Below are 24,866 nucleotides of genomic sequence, written 5' to 3'. Positions count from 1 at the left end.
GGATCGCCCGGCGCCCGTGGGTGGGGTATTGGCGGCGCGTCCCAGGCATTCACCGAGACCTGCTAAAATGTCGGGTTTACGTCGATCCAACACATTACGGGCCTCGCTGTGCTTTCTACCGCCAACATCACGATGCAATTCGGGCCGAAGCCCCTGTTCGAGAACATCTCGGTCAAGTTCGGGGAGGGCAACCGCTACGGCCTTATCGGCGCGAACGGCTGCGGCAAATCGACCTTCATGAAGATTCTCGGCGGCGACCTCGATTCGAGCGGCGGCAACGTCACGCTCGAGCCGAACGTCCGCCTGGGCAAGCTGCGCCAGGATCAATTCGCGTACGAAGACGTGCGCGTGCTCGACGTCGTGATGCAGGGCCACACCGAAATGTGGGCGGCCATGACCGAGCGCGATGCGATCTACGCGAACCCGGAAGCCACCGACGACGACTACATGCACGCGGCCGAACTCGAAGCCAAGTTCGCCGAATTCGGCGGCTACGACGCCGAGGCGCGCGCCGGTTCGCTGCTGCTCGGCATCGGCATCGAGGAACATCTGCATAACGGCCTGATGAGCGAAGTCGCGCCGGGCTGGAAGCTGCGCGTGCTGCTCGCGCAGGCGCTGTTCTCCAAGCCGGACGTGCTGCTGCTCGACGAGCCGACCAACAACCTGGACATCAACTCGATCCGTTGGCTGGAAGACACGCTGAACCAGTACAACTCGACGATGATCATCATCTCGCACGATCGCCACTTCCTGAACTCGGTCTGCACGCACATGGCCGACATGGATTTCGGCACGCTGAAGGTGTGGCCGGGCAACTACGACGACTACATGCTCGCGTCGGCGCAGGCGCGCGAACGCCAGGCCAACGCGAACGCGCGCGCCAAGGAGCGCGTGGCCGAACTGCAGGACTTCGTGCGCCGCTTCTCGGCGAACAAGTCGAAGGCGCGCCAGGCCACCAGCCGCGCCAAGCAGATCGACAAGATCAAGATCGAGGAATTCAAGCCGTCGTCGCGCCAGAACCCGTTCATTCGCTTCGAGTTCGAGAAGAAGCTGCACAACGTGGCGGTGGTGGCGGAAGACATCACGAAGAAGTACGACCGCACCATCTTCAACCGCTTCAACCTGTCGGTGCAGCCGGGCGAGCGCATTGCGATCATCGGCGAGAACGGCGCGGGCAAGACCACGTTGCTGCGCGCGCTGCGCGGCCTGCTGGAGCTCGATCACGGCACCGTGAAGTGGGCCGAGAACGCGAACATCGGCTACATGCCGCAGGACACGTACGAGGAATTCCCGAAGGACGTGACGCTGATGGACTGGATCGACGATTACCGCAAGGACGGCGACGACGAAACGGCCGTGCGCGGCACGCTCGGCCGCCTGCTGTTCTCGGCGGACGACATCAAGAAATCGGTCAAGGTGCTGTCGGGTGGCGAGAAGGGCCGCATGATCTGGGGCAAGCTGATGCTGGGCCGCCACAACGTGCTGCTGATGGACGAGCCGACCAACCACATGGACATGGAATCGATCGAGTCGCTGCAGATCGCGCTCGAACAGTTCGAAGGCACGCTGATCTTCGTGTCGCACGACCGCGAGTTCGTCAACGGCCTGGCCAATCGCATCATCGAAGTGCGTACCGATGGCTCGCTGAACGACTTCGGCGGCAACTACGAGGATTTCCTGGCGACGCAGGAAAAGGCGTAAGCCTTCGGGCAAGCTGCGCCGGCTGAAGCCGGCAACTCATACGCGCAGGGCGCGGCGATCGATGATCGCCGCGCCCTTGTCGTTTTCGGCGTGGCATTCGCCATTCCCTCGCTTTCCGCTCCCGCCCGCACCAAGCATTTGACCCGCATCAACCCTCCGCATTTGCCATTCCCCGATCATCGAACCTTTCCGACGCCGCCCATAAGAGGTTTCCGATGAGTCTGTCCCGTTCCTTTCCGCCGCTGACGATTCGCGGTCGTTCGCTGCTTCCCGTCGTGCAGGGCGGCATGGGTGTCGGCGTGTCGGCACATCGGCTGGCTGGCAGCGTCGCGCGCGAAGGGGCGCTCGGCACGATCGCCAGCATCGATCTGCGTCATCACCATGGCGATCTGCTCGAACGCTGCCGCGCGCAGCCGGGCCGCGAGACGCTCGATGCGGCGAACCTCGACGCGCTGCGTCGCGAGATCGCCCGCGCGCGAAGCTGGAGCGAGGGGCGCGGCATGATTGCCGTCAACGTCATGAAGGCGGTGCGCACGCATGCCGATTACGTGCGCGTGGCCTGCGAGTCGGGCGCCGACGCGATCGTGATGGGCGCGGGCCTGCCGCTCGATCTGCCGGAGTTGACCGACGGGCACGACATCGCGCTGATCCCGATCCTGTCGGATGCTCGCGGCATCGCGCTGGTGCTGAAGAAATGGATGAAGAAGGGGCGCCTGCCCGATGCGATCGTGATCGAGCATCCGGCTCATGCGGGCGGCCATCTCGGCGTGGCGCGCATCGAGGACGCGAACGACCCTCGCTTCGATTTCGCGCGCGTGCTCGGCGAGGCCGGCGAGACGATTCGCTCCTTGGGGCTGGCGCGCGAGGCGATCCCGCTGATCGTGGGCGGCGGCATCAACAGCCACGCGGCGGTGCGCGCGGCGCTCGAACTGGGCGCGAACGGCGTGCAGGTCGGCACGCCGTTCGCGGTGACCGAGGAGGGCGATGCGCATCCGGCATTCAAGCAGGTGCTGGCGCAGGCGCGGCCCGAGGACATCGTCGATTTCATCAGCGTGACAGGGCTGCCGGCGCGCGCAGTGCGCACGCCATGGCTCGAGCGGTATCTGCGTCACGAGGCGCGGATTCGCGCCAGGCTCGGCGCGCTGCGGCAGCGCTGCCCGACGGCGCTCGAATGCCTGTCGGTGTGCGGCCTGCGCGATGGCGTCGAGCGTTTCGGCCACTTCTGCATCGACACGCGGCTCGCGGCGGCCCTGCGTGGCGACGTGGCCAACGGCCTGTTCTTCCGCGGCCGCGAAGCCTTGCCGTTCGGCACCGCGATTCGCAGTGTGCGCGACCTGCTCACGCTGCTGCTGACGGGCAGCGAGCCGGGATCTGCGACAAACCGTCCCACGTTTTCTCTCGCTTGATGCGCGTCAAGTCGACGCCGACGGCCCCCCACGACAATCCATATCGTTCTCAGGGGAATTCTTGCCATGAAAGTAAAAGCTCGTTGCGTTGTGTCCGCTTTCGCCTGCGCCGCCGCCGTCGCGCTGACGCCTTCCGTCTCGCACGCGGCGTCGCCGGGCGAGGGTATCAATCAGGGCGACATACTGATGCGCCTGCGCGCGATCGAGATCGCGCCGAACGATCGCGGCAGCGGCACGCTGTCCGCCATTAACGCTGGCGTGAACAACGCCGTGGTGCCCGAACTCGATTTCACCTACATGATTCGCGACTATCTCGGCGTCGAGTTGATCCTCGGCACCTCGCGTCATCAGGTCAATTCGAATCTCGGCCCGCTCGGCGGCGTGAACGTGCTGCCGCCCACGCTACTGCTGCAATACCACTTCAATCATGCGGGCAAGGTGCGGCCGTATGTTGGCGCGGGCCTGAACTACACGTATTTCTACAACGACGGCCTGCACGTCGGCGATCAAGGCGTGGCGGTGCACAAGAGCAGCTTCGGGCCGGCCCTGCAGTTCGGCGTGGACGTTCAGGTCACCAAGCAATTCTTCGTCAACGTCGACTTGAAGAAGCTCTGGATGCACACCGACGCCACGCTCGGCGGCCAGTCGATCGGGCGCCTGCATATCGACCCGATCATCGTCGGGGTCGGGGTCGGCATGAAGTTCTGACGAACGGAATTCAAGCGTTGGGGTTGAGCGGCACGGCGGTTCGCGTGCCGCTTTTTTTCGTCTGCGGCTAGGGAGGCGGCAGATGCCGCTGGCGCGGCGTGCTCAAAGCTTGTCGTGCTGGAAGCGCTTGGCGGTGCCTTCGCGCGTGATGCGCTCCCACACCGCGGCTTTTTCTTCCTCGCTCATGAACACCCAGTTCGCGACTTCGAGCGCGGTGCGGCCGCAGCCCTTGCAGACGTCGTCGAACAGTGTCGAGCAGACGCCGATGCAGGGGCTGTCGGGCTTGTCGTGAAGGTTCGAGCTCATGGCGGTGCGGTATCGGTTCGGTGCGGCAAAAGCGCTATGGTAAAGCATCAGCGCGCAATGCTCACGCCCACGCGCGCGATCCAGTGCTGGCGCCGGTTGTAGTCGAGCAGATCCTCGCCGTAGCCATTGAAGTAGCCGAGCCACACGTAGCCGCCCCAGGCATCGCCGAGCAGTTTCGCGAGCGGGTACGACAATTGGCTGTCGACGCTGCCGTACCAGTGGTGCGTGCCCTTGCGCAGCGTGGTGGCCAGTTGCCAGCCGTCGGGGCTGCCGTATTTGATGACCAGATCCATGTAGCCGCGGTAGTCGGCGATGTCGCGGTTGTCGCTGATGCCCACGTAGTAGTACAGCATCGGCGAAACCTGCCAGTGGTAATCGGACAGGCTGCCGAACTCCCAGGTCGGCTGCACGAACGCGATGTTCAGGCTGCGCGAATCGGTGCCGGCCTTGCCGTTCGACTCGTGCCCGATCCCGGCCGCGAACCCCATCCGCGTGAACCACGTGCTGTGCAGGCCGGTGTCGGCGACGTAGTAGAACAGCCTCGGCTTGTAGCTGGTGTCGCGGAACGGTTTCGAATCGGCCGACAGATCCCAGATCGAGGTTTGCGTGTAGCCGAAATAGAGGTTGTCGAGCAGCGCGCGCGAGGCCGGGTTGTCGGGCATGTGCAGGCGGTACTTGAAGCTCAACTGCAGCTTCGCGCTGACGTCGCCGTTCACGCCCGCGCCGATGAACATCGGTTCGTAGTACGAGATTCTCGACAGCAGGCCCTGCGCGCCGGTGGTCAGCGCGTCGGCGCTCGGCTGCGGCAGGCCGGCGGTGGCGGCCACCGTGGACGCGGCGGCCGCCACGCCGGCCGGCGTCGATTGATGCGCCTCGGCCGATTCGGCGCGCGCCACGGCGACCTGGTTCGGGCCGCGGTTCAGCGACACCACGGCCGGCGAGGCGTCGAAACCCACCGGCGCGATCGTCACGGTGCCGCGCGCGCTGTCGGGCCACGGCGCCGAGAATCGCACCTTGCGGTACTGGCCCGCGCGCAGCGTGAAGCGCGCGGGCACGCCGGCCTCGCGCACCAGCTTGACGGGCACCGGCGGCTGCTCGGCATTGGTCACGGTCACGTCGATCGAATCGGGTGCGGTGACGGGCAGCGGCGCGCGATCGTCGTCCGAGTAGATCAGCGTCAATGTGAGCGGCGCATCGGCGGCCGCTTCGCGTGCCGGCTGCACGAGCGAGACGGTGGCGTGCGCGGCGCCGGCTGCACAGAGCAGGGCGGCCGGCAGCAAGCGCGGCAGCAGGGCATGGAACCGCGTGCCGAACGTGTTGCTCGGCAGGGCGGGCGTGATGGGAGCGGAGACGAAGACGGACGAACGAGGGTGACGATGGCGCATGAGTACGATGGATTGGCGAAGCACGGTGGAGTGTCGTGCGGCAACAAGGACACTGCGACAAGTTGGCTTATTGTAATTCAGCGGCTAGCTTGAAACGGATGCCCGATCGTCGGCCGTTTTTGTTGCGGCGGCGATGGCGCGGACACGCAAGCCGGCGTCGCGCCGCCGATGGCGCGCCCGTGCGCCGCATGCCGTGCGCGAGCCGGGCCGTCGGGGCATGACATTGCATCGGGCAGTCCGATATTTTTTCGGGTGGACAGGCCCGCATAACCCGATAAAATTGCCGCGACTTCCCGGTGGGTGTTCCGTTTGCGCGACATCGGCGCATTTTTTTTGTGACGCTCCGGGTTTAGTGATATTTTTCGGGTTTTTCAGGGACGGGTCGCCTCGGCGGGCCGTCATGACGACACAGTCGATACCGGCCAGCATAGGGCCGGACGGGAGAACGGGATGAACGCAAAGGTAGCTGGCCGGTTGATGGCCCTCTCGCTGTGCGTGGCCGCCACGGCGGCTTCGGCGAAGGACACGCAGCTCAATGTCTACAACTGGTCCGACTATATTGCCAAGGACACCATCCCCAACTTCGAGAAGCAAACGGGCGTCAAGGTCCGCTACGACAACTACGACAGCGACGACACGCTGCAGGCCAAGCTGCTGACCGGCAGCTCGGGCTACGACATCGTGGTGCCCACCAGCAACTACGCCGGCAAGCAGATCGCCGCCGGCATCTTCGCGCCGCTCGACAAGTCGAAGCTGCCGAACCTGAAGAACCTCGATCCGCAACTGATGGCGCTGGTGGCCGGCGCCGATCCGGGCAACAAGTACACGGTGCCCTGGGCCTACGGCACGACGGGCCTCGCCTACAACGTCAACAAGGCCCAGCAGATTCTCGGCAAGGTGCCGCTCGACAACTGGGACATCCTGTTCAAGCCGGAAAACATCTCGAAGCTGAAGGCCTGCGGCGTGTCGGTGCTCGACGCGCCGGACCAGATGTTCGCGGCCGCGCTGCACTACATCGGCAAGGATCCGATGAGCACCAACCCGGCCGATTACCAGGCCGCGATGGCGGTGCTCAAGAAGATCCGCCCGTACATCACGCAGTTCAACTCGTCGGGCTACATCAACGATCTGGTCGGCGGCGACATCTGCTTCGCGTATGGCTGGTCGGGCGACGTCGTGATCGCCAAGCACCGCGCGCAGGAAGCGAAGAAGCCGTACAAGGTCGAGTACTACATTCCGAAGGGCGGCGCGCCCGTGTGGTTCGACGTGATGGCGATCCCGAAGGACGCGAAGAACAAGGAAGCGGCCCTCGAGTGGATCAACTACATCGAGGATCCGAAGGTGCACGCGGCGATCACCAATACGGTGTACTACCCGAGCGCGAACGCCGCGGCCCGCCAGTTCGTCAGCAAGGACGTGGCGAACGATCCGGCGGTGTACCCGCCGGCCGACGTGGTCAAGACGCTGTTCCTGCTCAAGCCGCTGCCGCCGGAAATCCAGCGCCTGCAGACGCGGCTCTGGACCGAGTTCAAGTCCGGCCGCTGAAGCCCGCCGGTTCGTTCGATACCGTCCCTCAAGCCCCTGGTGCCCCCGGGGGCTTTGTTCGTCTTAAATCGCCTTTGTTCGGTACTACCCAGGAGTGATGCAGCAGATCATGAATAGCCCGTCGCGCTTGTCGTCCGCCGCTGCGCCGTCCAGCCCGTCCAATGTTTCGTCGGCAGGCAACGCCGCGAACTTCGTGCAGATCGTCGACGTGGTCAAGCAGTTCGGTGACACCCCCGCGGTGCGCCAGGTCAATCTCTCCGTCGAGAAGGGCGAACTGTTCGCACTGCTGGGCAGTTCCGGTTGCGGGAAATCCACGCTGCTGCGCATGCTGGCCGGCCTCGAAACCGTCACCTCGGGCAAGATCCTGATCGACGGCGAGGACCTCGCCCAGATGCCGCCGTACAAGCGGCCCGTGAACATGATGTTCCAGTCGTACGCGCTGTTTCCGCACATGACGGTGGAAGCGAACGTGGCGTACGGCCTCAAGCAGGAAGGCACGCCCAAGGCCGAGCTGAAGGCGCGCGTGCGCGACGCGCTCGAACTGGTGCAGATGAGCCGCTACGCGACGCGCAAGCCGCACCAGCTCTCGGGCGGCCAGCAGCAGCGCGTGGCGCTGGCGCGTTCGCTGGTCAAGCGGCCCAAGCTGCTGCTGCTCGACGAACCGATGTCGGCGCTCGACAAGCAGATCCGCCAGCGCACCCAGATCGAACTCGTCAACATTCTCGACAAGGTCGGCGTCACCTGCATCATGGTCACGCACGATCAGGAAGAGGCGATGACGATGGCGAACCGGATCGCCGTGATGAGCGAAGGCCAGATCGTGCAGATCGGCGCGCCGCGCGAAGTCTACGAATATCCGAACAGCCGCTTCTCGGCCGAATTCATCGGCTCGACGAACCTGTTCGAGGGCAACGTGGTCGAGGACGAGCCCGATTACGTGTTCATCGAATCGTCGGAACTGCCGTGCCGCATGCACGTGAGCCACGGCATCACCGGCCCGCTCGGCATGGCGGTGACGGTGTCGGTGCGCCCCGAGCGCATCGCGCTGACGCGCAAGCCGCCCGAAGGCGCCTACAACTGGGGGCACGGCGTGATCACCAACGTGGCCTACATGGGCGGCTACTCGCTGTATCACGTCAGGCTCGATTCGGGCAAGACCGTGATCGCCAACGCCACCAGCCTCGCGCTGTCGGAGATCGACACGCCGGGCTGGAACGACGAGATCTACGTGCGCTGGAGCGCCACGGCCGGCGTGGTGCTGACCGCATGAACGCACTGTCCACGTTCTTCGGCTGGCCGATGCGCAAGCTCGGCCTGAGCGGCCGCACGGCCGTGATCGCGGGGCCGTTCTTCTGGCTCCTGCTGTTCTTCGCGGTGCCGTTCCTGCTGGTGGTGAAGATCAGCTTCGCGGAACTGAACCTCGGCATTCCTCCGTACACCGAACTGACTTCGTTCGCGGACGGCGTGCTGAACATCAAGCTGAACCTGTCGCACTACGCGTTCCTGTTCACCGACAGCCTGTATTTCGCGACCTATGTGAACTCGGTGTGGGTGGCGGCCGTCACGACGTTCCTGTGCCTGCTGCTCGGCTATCCGATGGCGTATTACATCGCGCGCTCGAACCCGGCCTCGCGCAACCTGCTGATGATGGCGGTGATGCTGCCGTTCTGGACGTCGTTCCTGATCCGCGTGTATGCCTGGATTGGCATTCTCAAGAACAACGGACTGCTGAACAACTTCCTGATCGGCATCGGCCTGATCCACTCGCCGATCGAGCTGTATCGCACCAACATCGCGGTGTATATCGGGATGGTCTACACCTATCTGCCGTTTCTCGTGATGCCGCTCTACGCGCACCTCGTGAAGATGGACCTGCGTTTGCTCGAAGCGGCCTACGACCTCGGCGCGAAACCGTGGAAGGCGTTCCTGACCGTCACGCTGCCGCTGTCGCGCAACGGCATCATCGCGGGCTGCCTGCTGGTGTTCATTCCTGCGGTGGGCGAATACGTGATTCCCGAGCTGCTCGGCGGCGCCGACACGCTGATGATCGGCCGCGTCATGTGGAACGAGTTCTTCAACAACGCGGATTGGCCGATGGCCTCGGCGGTGACCTGCGCGATGGTGCTGTTGCTGCTGGTGCCGATGGCGGCGTTCCAGCACTTCCAGGCGAAGGAACTGGAGGGCCGCCGCAAATGATGCCGAATCGTTATCTGCGGATCGTGGCGCTCGGGCTCGGCTTCGCGTTCCTGTACATCCCGATCCTGAGCCTGATCGTCTACTCGTTCAACGCGTCGCAACTGGTGACGGTGTGGTCGGGCTTCTCGACGCGCTGGTATGCGGCGCTGCTGGCCGACGACGAACTGATCGCGGCGGCCTGGCTGTCGCTGAAGATCGGCGTGCTGACCGCGTTCGCGTCGGTGTTCATCGGCACCTGGGCCGGCTTCGTGCTGGCGCGCATGGGCCGCTTTCGCGGCTTCGCGCTCTACTCGGGCATGATCAACGCGCCGCTCGTGATCCCCGAGGTGATCCAGGGGATCTCGCTGCTGCTGCTGTTCATCGAGCTGGCGAAGTGGATCGGCTGGCCCGCGCAGCGCGGCATGTTCACGATCTGGCTCGGCCACGTGATGCTGTGTCTGTCCTACGTGGCGATCATCGTGCAGTCGCGCGTGCGCGAGCTCGATCCGTCGCTGGAGGAGGCCGCGCTCGACCTCGGCGCGACGCCGTTCAAGGTGTTCTTCACGATCACGCTGCCGCTGATCTCGCAGGCGCTGGTGTCGGGCTGGCTGCTGTCGTTTACGCTGTCGATCGACGATCTGGTGCTGTCGGCGTTCCTGTCCGGCCCCGGCTCGACAACCTTGCCGCTGGTGGTGTTCTCGCGTGTGCGCCTCGGGCTGAATCCCGAGATGAACGCGCTCGCCACGCTGTTCATCGTTGCCGTGACGATCGGCGTGATCGGCGCCAACATGGTGATGCTGCGCCGCGAACGCAGGCGGCTGGCCGTGGCGGCCTGACCCTGGCCAACTCATGAAAACGCCCGGAATCGTGTTGGCGATTCCGGGCGTTGTCGTTGGTGGCGTGGCGGTTCAGGCCTCGCTGACGGCCGGCTCGGCAAACCACTCGCGGCCCTTCAGCATCGCGTGCCAGTAGACGGGCGGCAGCAGTTTTTCCTTCAGGAACCACGCGAGCTTCGACGGCCGGGTGCCGTCGTTGAGCCAGGCGGGGAAGGTCGGTGCGACCTTGCCGCCGTACAGGAATTCGGCCAGCACCACGCGCCCGCGCTCGACCGTCAACGGGCATGAGCCGTAACCGTCGTAGCGCGCCACGCCGCGCGTGCGGCCGAGCGCGGCCAGCACGTTGTGCGCGACCACCGGCGCCTGCTTGCGCGCGGCGGCGGCGGTCTTGGCGTTGGTGGTGTTGGCCGCGTCGCCGAGCGCATGGATGTTCTCGAAGGCGCGGTGGCGCAGCGTGGCCGGATCGACGTCGATCCAGCCGTTCGCATCGGCCAGCGCGCTGTCGCGCACAAAGCCCGGCGCGCGCTGCGGCGGCACGGCGTGCAGCATGTCGAATTCGCGGGTGACTTCCTCGGTGCCGCCGCCGTCGGCCTCGGCGCGTGCGCGACGGAAGCGGGCCAGGCGCGCGGGGCCGTCCACGGCGATGAGCGTGTCGCCGAAGCGCAGGTCGATGCCGTAGCCCTTGACCGATTCCATCAGCGCCGGCACGTAGGCCGGCACGCCGAACAGCGCCGGCGCGGCCAGGTGGAATTCGATCTCGATCTTGCCGAGGCGGCCGGTGCGCCGCCAGTGATCGGCCGACAGATACATGGCCTTTTGCGGCGCGCCGGCGCACTTGATCGGCATCGGCGGCTGCGTGAAGATCGCGCGGCCGTGCGGCAGCGCCTGCACCAGTTGCCATGTGTACGGGGCGAGATCGTAGCGGTAGTTCGAGGTCACGCCATTGCGGCCGAGCGTGTCGCTCAGGCCTTCGATGCCGGCCCAGTTCAGTTCGATGCCGGGGCACACCACGAGTTGCCGGTAGCCGACGCGCGTGCCGCCGTCGAGCGTGATGGTCTGCTGCTCGGGCGAGAACGCGGTGACGGCCGAGCGGATGTGCGTCACGCCGCGCGGCAGGACGCTCGCCATCGGCCGCGCCGTGGACGGCGCGTCGAACACGCCGCCGCCCACCATCGTCCAGCCCGGCTGGTAATAGTGCATGTCGGCGGGATCGACGAGCGCGATGTCGAGCGTGCGATCGCGCTTGAGCAGGCTGGCGGCGGTGGCGATGCCGGCCGAGCCGGCGCCGACGATCACGATCTCGTGACGCGCGGCCGGCACGGCGGCGTGGGTGGGGGAGGCGGACATGTTCAGGATTCCTTCAATGTAAGGCGGCGGCCGTGGCGCTTACAGCGCATCGATCGGCAGTTTCAGATAGCGGATGCCGTTCGGCGCCGGATCGGGCAGCCGGCCGGCGCGCATGTTGACCTGCACCGACGGCAGGATCAGCACCGGCATTGCCAGCGTGGCGTCGCGCGCGGTGCGCATCGCGACGAAGCTGTCTTCGTCGATGCCTTCGTGCACGTGGATGTTCGCGTCGCGCTGCGCGGCCACGGTGGTGACCACGCAGGCCTCGCGGCCGCCGTCGGGCGGGTAGTCGTGGCACAGGTAGAGCCGCGTGTCGGGCGGCAGGCTCAACACCTTGCGGATCGAGCGGTAGAGCGTGCGCGCATCGCCGCCGGGAAAGTCGCAGCGCGCGGTGCCGTAGTCGGGCATGAACAGCGTGTCGCCGACGAACGCGGCGGTGTCGGCGGGCGCCGAACCGTCGGCGCGCGCCACCACGTAGGTCATGCAGGCCGGCGTATGGCCCGGCGTGTGGGTCGCGCGGATCGCCAGCGCGCCGAGCGCCAGCGTGTCGCCGTCGTCGATCAGCCGGTCGAACGGGCGGCCGTCGGGCACGAACTCGGGGCCGGCGTCGAACAGCGCGCCGAACACCTTCTGCACGCGCGTCACGTCGCGGCCGATCGCGATCTCGCCGCCGAAGCGCGCCTGCAGCCACGGCGCGGCCGACAGATGATCGGCATGCACATGGGTTTCGAGCAGCCAGCGCACGCGCGCGCCGAGCGCCTCGACATGCGTGGCGACGCGCTCGGCGCTCGCATGGCTGGTGCGGCCCGACTTCGGATCGAAATCGAGCACGGAATCGATGATCGCGCACTCGCGCGTGGCCGGGTCGAGCACGACATGGGTGGCCGTGCAGGTGGCCGGATTGAAGAACGAGTCGACGGTGAAGGCGGGTTCGGACATCGCGGGGTGCTCCGGAAACGATCAAGAACCGTCTGTGTACACAAGATACATGCCAGCGGCATCTTCTGGCCGCGTCGTTCGGCTAGTGGTTTGATCTGGCGACGATTTTTCGCGATGGGGGCGGGGTGGGCGCGCGCCGGTTGCCCGGCGAGAATCGCGGATCGCTGCCATCGGTGGCAGTGTCGTGGCAGTCCTATGGCAGAATTGGCGGCTCGCCTGTCATTGCCCGGATTCGTCATGTCCACTCGCCGCCGTACCGCCACATCCGCTGGCTCGGCCGATGCTCTTGGTGCCCCCGCAGCCGCCGGACACCCGTCCCGCACGATCCCGATCGTCCCGGCCGATAAGGTCGACAAGGCCGCCGCCTCCCATCCTCCCGCCGGCCTCGGCGCGCTCGTCTCCTACCTCGAACACGATCCGCAGCCGATGATCGTGGTCGATCGCGATTACCGGATTCTCGCGGCCAACGCGGCCTACCAGCGCCAGTTCGGCGTGGCGGGGCAGGCCCACGTCGGGCGGCACTGCTACCGCGTGTCGCATCACTACGACGTGCCGTGCGACCAGGCCGGCGAGCATTGCCCGATGCGCGCCGCGCTCGAATCGGGCGCGGCGTCGCGTGTGCTGCATATCCATCACACGCCGCGCGGGCCGGAACATGTGGATGTGGAGATGCGACCCGTGTTCGACGGCACGGGCGAGGTCACCGCCTATGTCGAACGGCTGACCACGGTGCGCAGCGCCTCGGCGCGGCCCAGCGCGAGCGGCCTGGTCGGCAGCTCCGAGCCGTTCAACGCGGCGTTGTCGGCCTTGCAGCGCGTCGCGCCGTCGACGCTGCCGGTGTTGCTGCTCGGCGAGTCGGGCACTGGCAAGGAGCTGTTCGCGCGGGCGCTGCACGAGGGCAGCCCGCGCGCGGCCGGGCCGTTCGTGGTGGTCGATTGCTCGGGCATCGCCGAATCGCTGTTCGAGAGCGAGTTGTTCGGCTATGAGAAGGGGGCGTTCACCGGCGCGCAGGCGCGCAAACCGGGCCTGGTCGAAACCGCGCAGGGCGGCACGCTGTTCGTCGACGAGATCGGCGACGTGCCCGCCTCGATGCAGGTCAAGCTGCTGCGGCTGATCGAGTCGGGCACGTTCCGGCGCGTCGGCGGGGTGGAGGCGTTGCGCGCCGATTTCCGGCTGGTGGCGGCGACTCATCAGCCGCTGCGCGAGATGATCGCCGACGGGCGCTTTCGCCCTGATCTCTACTACCGGATCAGCGCGTTTCCGATCGATCTGCCGCCGGTGCGTGCGCGTCACGGCGACATCGGCCTGATCGCCGAATCGATCCTGCGCCGCATCGCCGATGCCCGGCCCGGCGCGCGGCCCTGCGTGCTGCACGAGGCGGCGCGCGCCTGCCTCGACGCCTATGCGTGGCCCGGCAATATCCGCGAGTTGCGCAACGTGCTCGAACGCGCCTGCCTGTTCGCCGACGACGGCGTGATCCGCGTCGAGCATCTGCCCGACGCGCTGCGCGGGGCGCTTGCCGATGCGACGCAGACGGCCGGCCTGCCCAAGCCCGGCGCGCCCGACGACGCCACGCTGCGCCACGTCGCCGGCAGCTTTCGCGGCACGCGCCGCGCGCTGGCGGCGCGGCTCGGGATCAGCGAGCGCACGCTGTATCGGCGCATGCGGGCGTTGGGGCTGGCCGGGCGGGGCGGTTTATAGGTTGATAAGGCGCCGAGTTCGTATCGCGCCGCACCGGCTGCGCTCGGTCACCGCAAGCGGTATCGAGCCGCATCGAGTCGCCCCGAACACGCCAAACCTTCCCGTCATCGCGCCGGATGCGGATGCGTGACCAACTGCGAGAACGCTTCCAGCGCTTTCGATACGGTGCCTTTGCGCCAGATCAGCCAGGTCCGCAGCAGGCCGAATTCCTTGCCCATCGGCCAGGCGCGCACCGATTGCGAGCCGGGCATGCTTTCGAGCATGCTGCGCGGCATGATCGCGAGCCCGCCGCCGGCGCTCACGCAGGCCAGCATGCCGTGATACGACTCCAGTTCGCGGATCTCGCCGGGCAGCGCGCCGTCGTTGGCGAGCCAGCGTTCGAGGTGGCGCCGGTACGAACAGTTCTTCCGGAACACGTAGAGCGCGTCGCCGTCCGCGTCGCGGCCCCGGCGGATCGGCGCATGCGCGGCCGGCGCGACGATCACCATCTCCTCGTCGAACACCGGGAAGCCGGTCAGCTCGGCGTGGTCGAGCGGGCCATCGACGAACGCGGCGATCAGGTCGCCGCTCAGCACGCCGTCGATCATCTGCCCCGACGGCCCGGTCGCCAGTTCGAGCGCGACCTGCGGAAAGTGCTGGTTGTAGGTGGCCAGCAGCGCCGGAATCCGCACCGCCGCCGTGCTCTCCAGCGCACCCAGCGCGAAGCGCCCGGCTGGCTGTTGGCCGGCCGTGACGGCGCGCGCCTCGGTCACGAGGTTCAGGATCTTGCCGGTGTAATCGAGGAAGATCCGCCCCGCCTGCGACAGCGACAGCCGGTTCTTCTCGCGCGTGAACAGGTCCACGCCCAGTTCTTCCTCGAGTTGCTTGATGCGGGTGGTCAGATTCGACGGCACCCGGTGCACGGCCTGGGCGGCGGCCGCGATGCTGCCGTGGCGGGCGACGGCCTGAAACATTTCCAGCTGGACGAGATCCATGTCGATATTCTCGAAACGTGAATGATTTGCTCAAAACTATTCAGTTTCATTGAGCGATGGCCGAGCTTACACTGCCCCTCATCGAATGCCAACGGAGATCACCATGAGCCAAGCCGCACCTGTTTTTCGCTCCATCAGCCCGCTCGACGGCAAGGAAATCGCCACCTATCCGGTGCAGGGGCCGGACGATCTGGAACAGGCCCTGCAACGCACCGCGGCCGCCTTCGGCGAATGGAAGCGCCGCTCGATCGAGGCGCGCGGCGCGGCGCTGAAGCGGCTCGGCCAGGCGCTGCGCGCCGATGCGCAGCGGATCGCCGAAACCATCACGCTCGAAATGGGCAAGCCGATCAAGCAGGCGCTGGCGGAAGTCGAGAAGTCGGCCGGCGTGTGCGACTGGTACGCCGAGCATGCGGGCGAATTCCTGGCCCCGGAGCCGACGCTCGTCGAGGGCAACAAGGCACGCATCGAATACCGTCCGCTCGGGCCGGTGCTGTCGATCATGCCGTGGAATTTCCCGATCTGGCAGGTGGTGCGCGGCGCGGTGCCGGCGCTCGCCGCCGGCAACACGTATGTGCTCAAGCACGCGCCGAACGTGCTCGGCTCGGCCAACCTGCTGCGCGAGGCGTTCGAGCGCGCCGATTTCCCGGCCGGCGTGTTCGAGCTGGTGAATCTGTCGAACGAGCTGGTGTCGGCGGCGATCGCCGATCGGCGCATCGCCGCCGTCACGGTGACGGGCAGCGTGCGCGCCGGCTCGGCGATCGGCGCGCAGGCGGGCGCGGCGCTGAAGAAGTGCGTGCTCGAATTGGGCGGCTCCGATGCGTTCATCGTGCTGGCGGACGCCGATCTCGACCTGGCCGTGGCGGCCGCCGTGGCTGGGCGCTTCCAGAACTCGGGGCAGGTGTGCGCGGCGGCCAAGCGTTTCATCGTCGAGGCGCCGGTGCTCGACGCGTTCACGGCGCGCTTCGTCGAGGCCGTCAAGGCGCTGCGCATGGGCGACCCGCGCGATCCCGACAACTACGTCGGCCCGATGGCCCGCTACGACCTGCGCGACGAGCTGCACGCCCAGGTCGAGCGCACGCTGGCCGAAGGCGCCACGCTGCTGGTGGGCGGCGCCAAGGTGGCAGGCGAGGGCAACTACTACCAGCCGACCGTGCTGACCGGCGTGACGCCCGCCATGACCGCGTTCCGCGAGGAACTGTTCGGGCCGGTGGCGTCGATCATCCGCGCCGACGATGCCGCGCATGCCGTGCAACTGGCCAACGACAGCGATTTCGGCCTGACGGCGTCGGTGTTTACGGCCGATGCGGCGCTGGCCGAATCGATCACGCGCGAGCTCGAGGTGGGCGGCGTGTTCATCAACGGCTACAGCGCCAGCGACGTGCGGGTGGGCTTCGGCGGCGTCAAGAAGAGCGGTTTCGGCCGTGAGCTGTCGCACTTCGGCCTGCGCGAGTTCTGCAACGCGCAGACGGTGTGGGTGGATCGCCGCTGATGCCAGCGTAGGTCAGCCGATCGGGCCTCGATGCCGGCCGCCGCGAACGTTCGCCGTTCGCGGCGGCCGGTTGTCCATCCGGCATGTCACATTGGTTGCTTCCGGTGCCAGCCGAACGGTCGCGCGATTCGGGTCACGCTTGCTTGCCGCGCGACGGCCTCGGCATCGCGCCGAACCCGGCCTTCCGGCAACGTGAGGGTGCCATGATGCGCAAGTCGCATTAAGCTGGCGGCGCGTTCTCCGTTTGATACCGACCGACACCCACCGACAACGACCCCGATCGAGACAATCCCATGAGCCTCCTCACCCCCGCACTGCGCACCCGACTGGAAACGATCAGCACGGCCACGCTGGCCACGGCGCTCTACAAGCGCGGCCTGCGCAATCAGGTCATCCAGGGCGTGACGCCGCTCCAGCGCCTCGCCAGGAGCATGGTGGGCGAGGCGTTCACGCTGCGCTACATTCCGGCCCGCGAGGATCGCAACCCGCTCGAAGTGTTTCGCAATCCCGAGCATCCGCAGCGCAAGGCGGTGGAAACCTGCCCGCCGGGCGCCGTGCTCGTGATGGACAGCCGCAACGATCCGCGCGCGGCCTCGGCCGGCGCCATCCTGGTCACGCGCCTGATGAAGCGCGGCGTGGCCGGCGTGGTGACCGACGGCGGCTTTCGCGACGCCGATGAAATGTCGCGCACCGAGATCCCGGCGTTCCATCAGCGCCCGTCCGCGCCGACCAATTTGACGCTGCACGAGGCGCTCGACATCAACGTGCCGATCGGCTGCGGCGGTGCGCCGGTGTTCCCCGGCGACGTGCTGGTGGGCGACAACGACGGCGTGATCGTGATCCCCGCGCATCTGGTCGAGGAGATCACGGCGGAGGCGCACGACATGACGGCCTTCGAGGATTTCGTCATGGAGCGGGTGCGGGAAGGCGACACGATCATCGGGCTGTATCCGGCTACCCATCCGGACACGCTGGAGAAGTTTGCGGCTTGGCGAGGTCGCAACGGGCGCTGATCGGGCAGGTTGAACGCAACCATGGACGGTGCCGATTGTGCAGGCCCGGCGTAGGCAAGCGTGATGCCTCGTTGGAGCGAGGCCGGGGCGCGCTGAATCGCGGTGGCTTCGTCGGGTTGGGTTGCCCGAAGAGCAATCAATATATATCGCCGCGCAGGTAGATAGGGGTTCTATTGACGTACTTCATGTCAACGATATTGCTATGCTCTCGTGATGGTCGGCGAACTTAACGAGGTGCAAGTGGGTATTTTTGACGAATTGCTGGCAGAAAGTATTCCCCTCGTCGCCATCCAGTTTTTTCATGTGTTCACGCGCTTCGAGTGTGCACTCAAGCGATCCGGCGAGTACGCAAGGGGCAACGATCAATGGGTCACCCCTAGATGGACGCAATTTGCAGAGGATCTCGGCAAGGAATTCCTGCAAGACGGGGTCGCTAGTGGTGTGGCCGAGACACTTATTGCATTTCCCCCAAGCAAGCAAATTCTGCTACAGGGGGGCAGTTGGGCTGGGCGGCCTGCGCACCAATCCAATCCACCCGTGATTTGATTGATGCGATTTGCACCATGAGGAACAATCTCGTCCATGGCGGCAAATATACAGATGCTGGGGACGGCCGGCCTGTGATGGTTGAGGGATCCGAGCGTGATGAAAGGCTCCTAAGTGATAGTCTCAATGTACTTGCTATGGCATTGGAGAGAATGCCAATCGTTCATGAGAAGTTTGGCCGCACATAGTCGCCAATATCCTGTCTGACAAGCGAGCGATGTCGCCGTTTGTGGGTTTTTGTCGACTTGTTGAAAGGAGTTGTGGGTGCGTTAGGTGGCAATGTATCGCTGCGTCGTTTGCTTTCACGGCGGAGGTAGACTATTGCCTCTATAGAGGCAACCGTCTTACAATGGCTGGCGAAATAAATTCACGAAATCAATTTGCTACGGGGGTAGTTATGGATTGGTTGACGCATCTCATTACTTTTCTTGTTGGTTTGGGTAGCGGCTGGACGCTGAAGACTGTTGTTTCAGTTCGAAGCTCGCGAACTCATCGGTCATCGAAAGTTTCCCAAAAAGGCAATTTCGCCGGTGGCGATATTGTAGGCGGTGATAAGAGTAACAATTCTGGTAAGTAAGCGCCGTGGATATCATTCGTCAGAGTAATAATCGGGCGCAAGGTGATGTAGTTGCCGGAAATAAAACAGAGACGATATTTAATTTTATTAATCAGCAAACGATCGATGATTTGACTCGTCTGTATGAGAAGATGAAATTGAATTCTGGCAACGGAGAGTCGTCCGGTAATATTTTATGTGAGGAGTTGGAGCATTATATAACTGTTAGTACTGATGGTGATGTGCGCGGGTTGGAGGCTAAACTCAAGGAAAGCAGTCGGGAATATCAAATTCCTTCGGCGGTGCGAATGAAGGAGCGTGCTGCAAAAGCAGTAATGCGATATCAAACATCGCGCACCGCACAGCGAATTTATACTATCATTTTAGATGAACTGTGGACTAACTTTTCCCTGCATGTTACTTCTGCGATTCAAAATGGTGCCGGTCAGGTTGAGGTGGATCAGCGTATAAGCATGGTTTTGCAGATGACGCGTGGGGTATTGGGAGAGAATGTTCTAGAGCTCAGTGTGAAAGATTTGTTGGCGCTATTATATTTTCTTGGTGGGAATTGTCATATTCGGTGGGATAAATGCTAATTTATCATCCTGCTTACGATGCCTACCACTGCGCATTTCGCATGTTGGTCGTGGCAGAAAGTATTCCTGAGCTTGAGGTGGATAAGGCTCGATTGTTAGACTTTTATTTGCTGTTTCCCGCATCCGTTCAGTTTGTCCGGTTGCCGGCGAATCTTCGAGGTGCGCAAAAAATCGCGAAATCATTTTATAATGAGTATCATGATCCTTTAAGTCCGGCGACAACATTTAGAGAATTACGTCAAATTCAACAGTCTGCGCTAAGGTGTATTGCTGCTTCCGGGTTGATAGATATTCGGCGTCTGGAGGTTGGGTTTGTGCGTCGTACTGATCTGTCTCTTCCTAGTGATCTTCGGTCAAGAATCAAAGCGTTTCTTCTGCAAAGAGAGTCTCTTGCGGATACCATACTTTTTGGCCTTGGAAGCATCCCGCTTCGAGGGCATGATGGGCTGAAACATCGCTCGAAGCTGATGGAATACAGATATGACGTTGCTTAAGCCAACACTTCGAGTCAATCGCCTAATTGTTTTTCAAGGTGGTCACGCGGCGTTTGATGGTGCTTTTCACATGGGAGTTAATATTCTTCGGGGGAGGAATAGCTCGGGGAAGACTACCATAATGGATCTGCTGGCGTTCTCTCTCGGAGCAGAGAACATTCGATGGAAGCCCGAGGCATTAATTTGCTCTCAAACAATTGTCGAAGTTCAGTTGAACTATGGGGTCGCGTGCCTGAGTCGCGATATTGGCGAAGAATCTATGCGTCCCATGCGAATTTATTGGGGAGGGATGGAAAAGGCACTTGTGGCTGGAAGTCATGAGTGGGAGCGTTATTCGTTTAGACGGACTGAGAATCAAAGCAGTTTCTCGCAAGCTATTTTTACTGCGTTGGAAATGCCGCTTGCCAAAGGGGACGGCGCATCCAATCTTACGATGCATCAGTTGTTGCGAGTGTTATACGCTGATCAGCCATCTGTTCATAGTCCTATTTTTCGAGATGATATTTTCGATAGCTCGCTGACGAGGCAAGTTGTTGGCGGATATTTGTCTGGTGTATATGACGATGACCTATATTCTGCGCAGTTAAAAATTCGTGATCTTGAGATCAAGCTTAATAGGTGTGAGTCTGAGCTTAAAGGGATCTATAAGGTTCTCGGTAAATCTGGTCAGACACCTGATTTGGAATTTTCGAACGATCAAATTGATGAACTAAATTTGGTTCGGGATGAGCTAACTAAGCAGATAGAGCAATTAAAAATCGATCGGACGCTTCCGCGTAAAGATGCAAACAAGGCACGAGCTAAGGCTGATGGGTTGCGTGCAAAATTAAATGAAGCACGTAAAAATCAATCGCAAATGGTTGATGAGTTAGCTGCCTTGGATTTGGATGTTGGCGATTCTCTTTTGTTTATACGTGAGATAGAGGAGAGAATCAAGAGTCTTGATGAGTCGAAAGATACTCGTGCATATTTGGGGAATTTGGAGTTTAGATTTTGTCCAAGCTGCTTAAGTGACTTGAAAGATGATGGTATGGCGGAGAATCAGTGCCATCTTTGTACGAGTTCGCTCGATGGTGGGAAATCGGACGGGCAAATGCTTCGAATGAGAAATGAGCTTGCCATCCAGTTGAGCGAGTCGAGAAAAATTGTCGATGAGTATCAGAGTAGCTCAGATGCCTTGCGCCGAGATATTCCGATTATTGGTGAGGAGATAAAGCGTCTTGAGAAGGAGTACAAGGCTGTAGCTTCATCTTGGTCGAGCGAGGTGGAAATCGTTCTTGAGGAAACGGCGCGCAAGCTCGGTGCGATCGATGAGGAAATTCGGCAGGCGCATGGTCGTCAGAAACTCGCGGCAGTGATAGCCGATCTTCAGAAGGATCGTGATTTATTGAGTTCTGAATTGGCTGGTTTGAATGAGAAGATTATTGCTCTGAAGCAGCAGCAAATGGCGCGTCAGTTAGAGGTGAATGGATCTGTTGAGAAGGCGATGATTCGTCTGCTTAAGCAGGATTTGCCATTGCAGCCGGAATTTGTGAATCCAAAAAATGTGGATTTTTCGTTCGAAAATAATGCGGTGTATGTAAATAAGACGAGAAATTTCTCAGAGAGTTCTGCGGTTGTGCTTCGACATATATTCCATCTGGCTCTTTTGACTGCCAGTATGCAGAGGCCATATATGCGATTGCCACATTTTATGATGTTGGATGGGATTGATGATGGTGGAATGGAGAAGAATCGTAGTCATAAGCTCCAGGAAATAATTGTCAATGAGTGTGTGGCTTATAGGGGTGAATATCAAGTGATTTTTGCGACGTCTGATATTAGTCCTGAGCTCGAGGGCACGGAGTACGTGGTTGGACGTGCTTTTAGCTCTGATCACCGTTCATTGGACGTTCGGCCAATTTGATCTTTGAAGGGACGGCGCAATTGCGCCGCCTCGGTAAGAACGGTTAGTTTGGTTTGTTTAAGGCTCTGATGTGACCGCGGCTACTCAGGAAATTGCGATACGCTGCAATCGTAACGGTCCAAGCCGTTCGGGCGACTTTAGGACGATCATCAAGCACATTTCCCGCACCGTCTACGACGGCCAGCCTTGCCGGCTCGCCATCGATAGTTTGGACCTTGAACCCTTCATAGCTGATTGCGCTGATTGAGCAACTTTGATGCGCGGTAGTGGCGACTTCGACTCCGGTGGATCTATCCGACGTTTTGCGTTTCGTCATGAATCACCTTCATGCGATGCGTAGTGAGCCACGTCGCCAGCAATCGCGACGAGCGGAGCGTTGCCCGACGTGTGCTCAAATAACTGAGCGACCGTCACATCGAACGTGGCGTGGTTGCGAGGCAGGCCACCGAGGACGAACTGATGCTCGACTATCCTCTCGGCCTAGTCGCGCGTCATGTCGACGAAGACGCGCTGTCCCTCATGAGGCCGATGACCAGGCAGCGAGATATCAGCACGCCTGCATGTATGCTGCAGCGTGATCTCGCCACAGGAAGGGCAGGGAATCAGGAACGGCGTCACGCCGTCGCGACTGTGCCAGATCCGCTCACGATGGCTACATTCGCAGGCATACCACATAAGCGCATGCGCTTCGGCATGCAGTTTCGATACGTAGGCGGCCTCCTGTGGCAACGTCTTCTCACCTTGTTCGAGAAGCTTCTTGTGTAATGACCCAGCCAAACTTGCACAGGTTAAGCGGCTAAAGCAAATGCCTCAGCCGGAGTCTTCATCTTCAGCGATTGGTGCGGTCGCCGGTGGTTGTAGAACTGAATCCAGTCGGCGATAGTGCGGCTCGCGTGCTGTAGCGACTCGAAGCGTTGCCGATGCACGCGTTGCTCCTTCAGCGTCCTGATCACCCGCTCGACCATCCCGTTTTGTTGCGGGCAATGCGGCGTGATGAACTCCTGTTTCAGCCCGCAATCGCGTACCAGCTTCGTGTACGTCCGGCTTGTGAAAACCAGGCCGTTACCACTCCTCAGCAGGAACGGCGTTGACACTCGACCCAGTGTGCCGAATCGGGCGATCAGCGCGTGCTGCCGCGCGTTGGCCGCAGTCGTAGTCTTTCCGCCTCGAGACAGGTGCCAGCCCAGCAACTCGCCTCGTCCTCGCCCAGCAAGGACTGCAATTTTTTCTCGCGCGCAACTCCAGCATGTCTTCGCCGTAAGCCTCTTGCAGCTCCTTGATCTGCCGCTCGTATTGCTCCTTGACGTCCAGCGGATTAGCGCGAAGCGCGTTCTCCATGCCTCGCTTGCCGTTGTCCACCCAGTTCTCGACCTCAAGGGGGCGACAGGTCATAGGTTCGGCTGGCTTCGGCAACCGTCGTCTTGCCCTGAATGATGTCCATCACCAGCGCGCTCTTGCGCTTGGCAGTCCATCGTTTGATGTCTTCGTCCATCTTCGTGCTTATCGTCTTTTCGTCCGTTTCATTACACTCGTCCGACCCATGTCGCCCGGCGACGCGTGCAGTGGGTTCGTATAGCACGCGGTGCGAGCCACTCTCGACGCAGCCTACAGGCCGCGGGCGAACCTCAAATAGTGTTCGAGGCATGACAAAAGAACGGGGACGCGTGCCCCGACACCTCAAAGCACCTCAGGACCCCGCCCCCGAAGCCGCCGCGACGGTCGCCGCCTTCCCGGCTTGCGCCGGTTCCGGCGGCGTTCCCATTGCCTGGAACAGCCGCGCCGTATCGGCGAGCCGCGAGCCGGTCGCGCGGATCGCGTCGAGCTGCGCGTTGCGGTATTGCTGCTCGCTGCTGCGTCCTGCCGACGGCGGCAGCGCGCCGAGCCGCACGCGCGCGGCCGTGTCGTCGGATGCGCCGCGCGCGGCCTCGGCGGCGCGGCTCGACGCGTCGAGCGCTTGCGCGTCGTTGTCGAGCGCGGCCAGCGAGTCGGCCACGTTCTGGAACGCCGTCAGCACGGTCGCCTTGTATTGCTCGACCGCCGCCGCGTAGCTGGCCTGCGCCGCGCGCCGCTGCGCGAGCAGCGCGCCGCCATGAAACAGCGGCTGACTCAGCGAGGCCCCCACGCTCCAGATTCCGCCGATGCCCGACAGCGCCGCGGGCCAACTGAACCCGGCCTGGCCGAGCGAGGCCGACAGTGAGATCTGCGGGAACATCTGCGCGGTGGCCACGCCCACGGCGGCGGCCGCCGCCTGCAGCGACGCATCGGCCGCACGAATGTCGGGCCGCGTTTCGAGCAAGGTGGACGGCACCGCCACCGGCACGCTCTCGGGCAAGTGCAGGTCGGCCAGCGCGAGATCGGCGGGCGCCTGATCGGGCGTGCGGCCGAGCAGCACCGCGAGCGCGTGGCGCGCACTGAGCCATTGCTGGCGCAGCGCAGGCAACGACGCTTCGACGCTGGCCGCGCTTTGCTGCGCGCTCAGCATGTCGGCGCGCGAGGCCGAACCGAGCCGGTTGCGCCGCACGGCGTCGTCGGCCTGCGCGCGGGCCAGCGCCACGAGCCGTTCGGTGGCCTGCACCTGCTCGGCCAGCGCGGCCGACGTGATGGTGGCCGTGACGATGTTGGCCGCCAGCGCACGTCGCGCCGAATCGAGCTGGAACGCGGTCACGTCCACGCGCTTCTGCAATTCGCGATTCGCGAAGCGCGACGCGCCGAACAGGTCGATCGTGTAGCTGGCCTGCAACTGACCTTCGAACAGGTTGTAGAGCGCGGTGGTCGGCCCGAGGTTCGGCACGCCGAGGCCGCGCTGGCGCGCAGTCTGGCCGCCGAGATCGATCGACGGCAGCAGCGAGCTGCCGATCTGCGCGCGCAACTGCTCGCGCGCGGCTTGCAGCGCATGTGTGGAGGCGGCCAGCGTCGGGCTGGCGCGCAGCCCTTCGTCGACCAGCGCGTCGAGCTGCGGCGAGCGATAGTGTTTCCACCACTCGGGTACCGGCTGCGCGCCCACCTCGAAGCGCTGGGCCACGCCCTGCGCGGCGACGGTTTGCACCGGCAGCGGCTCGGCGCCGTAGTGGGCCGGCGATGGCATCGCCGGCGGCTTGCCGCTCGGCGCGAACAGCGAGCAGCCGGCCATCGCCAGCGCGGTGGAGGCGGCCGCCGCTACCGCGAGCGGGCGCAGCGTCCGACGAAGCGCGTAGCGTGCGTGGCGCAGGCTCCTGGCGCGGCTTGAAAGGCGTTGCATCATCG

At 63.4% G+C, this 24,866-nt stretch carries 21 protein-coding genes and 1 pseudogene; 14 read left to right on the top strand and 8 right to left on the bottom strand.

Annotation, left to right across the window (positions count from 1 at the left end; translation table 11 throughout):
* Positions 1-108: 108 nt before the first annotated feature.
* From AB4850_RS23605 to AB4850_RS23595, 3 genes are all read left to right on the top strand, one after another.
* Positions 109-1,701: an ABC-F family ATPase gene (locus tag AB4850_RS23605; protein WP_414445392.1), complete on the top strand. Its 1,593-nt coding sequence runs from the start codon at positions 109-111 to the stop codon at positions 1,699-1,701.
* Between the two features lie 215 nt (positions 1,702-1,916).
* Positions 1,917-3,107 (top strand): NAD(P)H-dependent flavin oxidoreductase, encoded by a 1,191-nt coding sequence (locus AB4850_RS23600; protein ID WP_414445391.1) that lies wholly within the window; start codon positions 1,917-1,919, stop codon positions 3,105-3,107.
* A gap of 66 nt (positions 3,108-3,173) precedes the next feature.
* The gene (locus AB4850_RS23595) at positions 3,174-3,815 is read left to right on the top strand and encodes an OmpW/AlkL family protein (RefSeq protein ID WP_414445390.1); all 642 of its coding nucleotides are present in this window, start codon (positions 3,174-3,176) and stop codon (positions 3,813-3,815) included.
* Between the two features lie 102 nt (positions 3,816-3,917).
* On the opposite strand, the gene AB4850_RS23590 is transcribed toward AB4850_RS23595, so the two are convergent.
* Positions 3,918-4,121: a DUF1289 domain-containing protein gene (locus tag AB4850_RS23590; RefSeq protein WP_414445389.1), complete on the bottom strand. Its 204-nt coding sequence runs from the start codon at positions 4,119-4,121 to the stop codon at positions 3,918-3,920.
* Between the two features lie 47 nt (positions 4,122-4,168).
* Positions 4,169-5,506, bottom strand: coding sequence for a phospholipase A (locus AB4850_RS23585; RefSeq protein ID WP_414445595.1), 1,338 nt, complete (start codon positions 5,504-5,506; stop codon positions 4,169-4,171).
* Between the two features lie 450 nt (positions 5,507-5,956).
* On the opposite strand from AB4850_RS23585, the gene AB4850_RS23580 reads away from it, so the two are divergent.
* The 4 genes from AB4850_RS23580 to AB4850_RS23565 all read left to right on the top strand — a co-directional run bounded on the left by AB4850_RS23580 (position 5,957) and on the right by AB4850_RS23565 (position 10,062).
* A complete protein-coding gene (locus tag AB4850_RS23580) occupies positions 5,957-7,051 on the top strand; it encodes a polyamine ABC transporter substrate-binding protein (RefSeq protein WP_414445388.1) in 1,095 nt (364 codons plus the stop codon).
* Between the two features lie 109 nt (positions 7,052-7,160).
* On the top strand, positions 7,161-8,321 hold the full coding sequence (locus tag AB4850_RS23575) for an ABC transporter ATP-binding protein (protein WP_414445387.1): 1,161 nt from the start codon (positions 7,161-7,163) through the stop codon (positions 8,319-8,321).
* Positions 8,318-9,247 (top strand): ABC transporter permease subunit, encoded by a 930-nt coding sequence (locus AB4850_RS23570; RefSeq protein WP_414445386.1) that lies wholly within the window; start codon positions 8,318-8,320, stop codon positions 9,245-9,247. The genes AB4850_RS23575 and AB4850_RS23570 overlap by 4 nt, the downstream gene beginning before the upstream one ends.
* Positions 9,244-10,062 carry an ABC transporter permease subunit gene (locus AB4850_RS23565; protein ID WP_414445385.1) on the top strand — a complete coding sequence of 273 codons (819 nt, stop codon included), beginning with the start codon at positions 9,244-9,246 and terminating at the stop codon, positions 10,060-10,062. Before AB4850_RS23570 ends, AB4850_RS23565 begins: the two co-directional genes overlap by 4 nt.
* Positions 10,063-10,134: 72 nt before the next feature.
* Here AB4850_RS23565 and AB4850_RS23560 read toward each other — a convergent pair whose 3' ends face one another.
* Both AB4850_RS23560 and AB4850_RS23555 read right to left on the bottom strand, forming a co-directional pair.
* A complete protein-coding gene (locus AB4850_RS23560) occupies positions 10,135-11,409 on the bottom strand; it encodes an FAD-dependent oxidoreductase (protein WP_414445384.1) in 1,275 nt (424 codons plus the stop codon).
* A gap of 39 nt (positions 11,410-11,448) precedes the next feature.
* On the bottom strand, positions 11,449-12,348 hold the full coding sequence (locus AB4850_RS23555) for an MBL fold metallo-hydrolase (RefSeq protein WP_414445383.1): 900 nt from the start codon (positions 12,346-12,348) through the stop codon (positions 11,449-11,451).
* Between the two features lie 237 nt (positions 12,349-12,585).
* On the opposite strand from AB4850_RS23555, the gene AB4850_RS23550 reads away from it, so the two are divergent.
* Positions 12,586-14,049, top strand: a complete 1,464-nt coding sequence (locus AB4850_RS23550; RefSeq protein ID WP_414445382.1) for a sigma-54 interaction domain-containing protein — start codon at positions 12,586-12,588, stop codon at positions 14,047-14,049.
* Between the two features lie 104 nt (positions 14,050-14,153).
* Here the strand turns inward: AB4850_RS23550 and ptrR are convergent, their stop codons facing one another.
* The gene (gene ptrR, locus AB4850_RS23545; protein WP_414445381.1) at positions 14,154-15,023 is read right to left on the bottom strand and encodes a putrescine utilization regulator PtrR; all 870 of its coding nucleotides are present in this window, start codon (positions 15,021-15,023) and stop codon (positions 14,154-14,156) included.
* A 103-nt stretch (positions 15,024-15,126) separates the two neighbouring features.
* On the opposite strand from ptrR, the gene AB4850_RS23540 reads away from it, so the two are divergent.
* The 6 genes from AB4850_RS23540 to AB4850_RS23515 all read left to right on the top strand — a co-directional run bounded on the left by AB4850_RS23540 (position 15,127) and on the right by AB4850_RS23515 (position 21,623).
* Positions 15,127-16,512 carry an aldehyde dehydrogenase family protein gene (locus AB4850_RS23540; RefSeq protein WP_414445380.1) on the top strand — a complete coding sequence of 462 codons (1,386 nt, stop codon included), beginning with the start codon at positions 15,127-15,129 and terminating at the stop codon, positions 16,510-16,512.
* 293 nt (positions 16,513-16,805) lie between these two features.
* Positions 16,806-17,525: a ribonuclease activity regulator RraA gene (locus AB4850_RS23535; protein WP_414445379.1), complete on the top strand. Its 720-nt coding sequence runs from the start codon at positions 16,806-16,808 to the stop codon at positions 17,523-17,525.
* Positions 17,526-17,735: 210 nt separating this feature from the next.
* A complete protein-coding gene (locus AB4850_RS23530) occupies positions 17,736-18,071 on the top strand; it encodes a hypothetical protein (protein ID WP_414445378.1) in 336 nt (111 codons plus the stop codon).
* 582 nt (positions 18,072-18,653) lie between these two features.
* Positions 18,654-19,223, top strand: a complete 570-nt coding sequence (locus AB4850_RS23525) for an ABC-three component system protein (RefSeq protein WP_414445377.1) — start codon at positions 18,654-18,656, stop codon at positions 19,221-19,223.
* Positions 19,217-19,717 carry an ABC-three component system middle component 5 gene (locus AB4850_RS23520; protein WP_414445376.1) on the top strand — a complete coding sequence of 167 codons (501 nt, stop codon included), beginning with the start codon at positions 19,217-19,219 and terminating at the stop codon, positions 19,715-19,717. The genes AB4850_RS23525 and AB4850_RS23520 overlap by 7 nt, the downstream gene beginning before the upstream one ends.
* On the top strand, positions 19,704-21,623 hold the full coding sequence (locus AB4850_RS23515) for an AAA family ATPase (RefSeq protein WP_414445375.1): 1,920 nt from the start codon (positions 19,704-19,706) through the stop codon (positions 21,621-21,623). The genes AB4850_RS23520 and AB4850_RS23515 overlap by 14 nt, the downstream gene beginning before the upstream one ends.
* Before the next feature lie 788 nt (positions 21,624-22,411).
* On the opposite strand, the gene AB4850_RS23510 is transcribed toward AB4850_RS23515, so the two are convergent.
* The 3 genes and pseudogenes from AB4850_RS23510 to AB4850_RS23500 all read right to left on the bottom strand — a co-directional run bounded on the left by AB4850_RS23510 (position 22,412) and on the right by AB4850_RS23500 (position 24,861).
* A complete protein-coding gene (locus AB4850_RS23510; protein ID WP_414445374.1) occupies positions 22,412-22,813 on the bottom strand; it encodes a transposase in 402 nt (133 codons plus the stop codon).
* A 5-nt stretch (positions 22,814-22,818) separates the two neighbouring features.
* Positions 22,819-23,127, bottom strand: a pseudogene (locus AB4850_RS23505) (DUF1153 domain-containing protein); the annotation flags it as partial.
* 183 nt (positions 23,128-23,310) lie between these two features.
* On the bottom strand, positions 23,311-24,861 hold the full coding sequence (locus tag AB4850_RS23500; RefSeq protein WP_414445594.1) for an efflux transporter outer membrane subunit: 1,551 nt from the start codon (positions 24,859-24,861) through the stop codon (positions 23,311-23,313).
* Positions 24,862-24,866: the final 5 nt, after the last annotated feature.

This window comes from Burkholderia sp. 22PA0106 (genome assembly GCF_047497155.1).
Lineage (GTDB): Bacteria > Pseudomonadota > Gammaproteobacteria > Burkholderiales > Burkholderiaceae > Burkholderia.
This window is presented reverse-complemented; position numbering and strand designations above follow the sequence as displayed.

Bases quoted from the DNA above. Each gene is read 5' to 3' on its own strand.
- ptrR (WP_414445381.1), bottom strand. From the start codon at position 15,023: ATGGATCTCGTCCAGCTGGAAATGTTTCAGGCCGTCGCCCGCCACGGC.
- AB4850_RS23595 (WP_414445390.1), top strand. From the start codon at position 3,174: ATGAAAGTAAAAGCTCGTTGCGTTGTGTCCGCTTTCGCCTGCGCCGCC.
- AB4850_RS23515 (WP_414445375.1), top strand. From the start codon at position 19,704: ATGACGTTGCTTAAGCCAACACTTCGAGTCAATCGCCTAATTGTTTTT.
- AB4850_RS23560 (WP_414445384.1), bottom strand. From the start codon at position 11,409: ATGTCCGCCTCCCCCACCCACGCCGCCGTGCCGGCCGCGCGTCACGAG.
- AB4850_RS23585 (WP_414445595.1), bottom strand. From the start codon at position 5,506: ATGCGCCATCGTCACCCTCGTTCGTCCGTCTTCGTCTCCGCTCCCATC.
- AB4850_RS23590 (WP_414445389.1), bottom strand. From the start codon at position 4,121: ATGAGCTCGAACCTTCACGACAAGCCCGACAGCCCCTGCATCGGCGTC.
- AB4850_RS23580 (WP_414445388.1), top strand. From the start codon at position 5,957: ATGAACGCAAAGGTAGCTGGCCGGTTGATGGCCCTCTCGCTGTGCGTG.
- AB4850_RS23565 (WP_414445385.1), top strand. From the start codon at position 9,244: ATGATGCCGAATCGTTATCTGCGGATCGTGGCGCTCGGGCTCGGCTTC.
- AB4850_RS23555 (WP_414445383.1), bottom strand. From the start codon at position 12,348: ATGTCCGAACCCGCCTTCACCGTCGACTCGTTCTTCAATCCGGCCACC.
- AB4850_RS23500 (WP_414445594.1), bottom strand. From the start codon at position 24,861: ATGCAACGCCTTTCAAGCCGCGCCAGGAGCCTGCGCCACGCACGCTAC.
- AB4850_RS23600 (WP_414445391.1), top strand. From the start codon at position 1,917: ATGAGTCTGTCCCGTTCCTTTCCGCCGCTGACGATTCGCGGTCGTTCG.
- AB4850_RS23540 (WP_414445380.1), top strand. From the start codon at position 15,127: ATGAGCCAAGCCGCACCTGTTTTTCGCTCCATCAGCCCGCTCGACGGC.
- AB4850_RS23570 (WP_414445386.1), top strand. From the start codon at position 8,318: ATGAACGCACTGTCCACGTTCTTCGGCTGGCCGATGCGCAAGCTCGGC.
- AB4850_RS23575 (WP_414445387.1), top strand. From the start codon at position 7,161: ATGAATAGCCCGTCGCGCTTGTCGTCCGCCGCTGCGCCGTCCAGCCCG.
- AB4850_RS23550 (WP_414445382.1), top strand. From the start codon at position 12,586: ATGTCCACTCGCCGCCGTACCGCCACATCCGCTGGCTCGGCCGATGCT.
- AB4850_RS23535 (WP_414445379.1), top strand. From the start codon at position 16,806: ATGAGCCTCCTCACCCCCGCACTGCGCACCCGACTGGAAACGATCAGC.
- AB4850_RS23520 (WP_414445376.1), top strand. From the start codon at position 19,217: ATGCTAATTTATCATCCTGCTTACGATGCCTACCACTGCGCATTTCGC.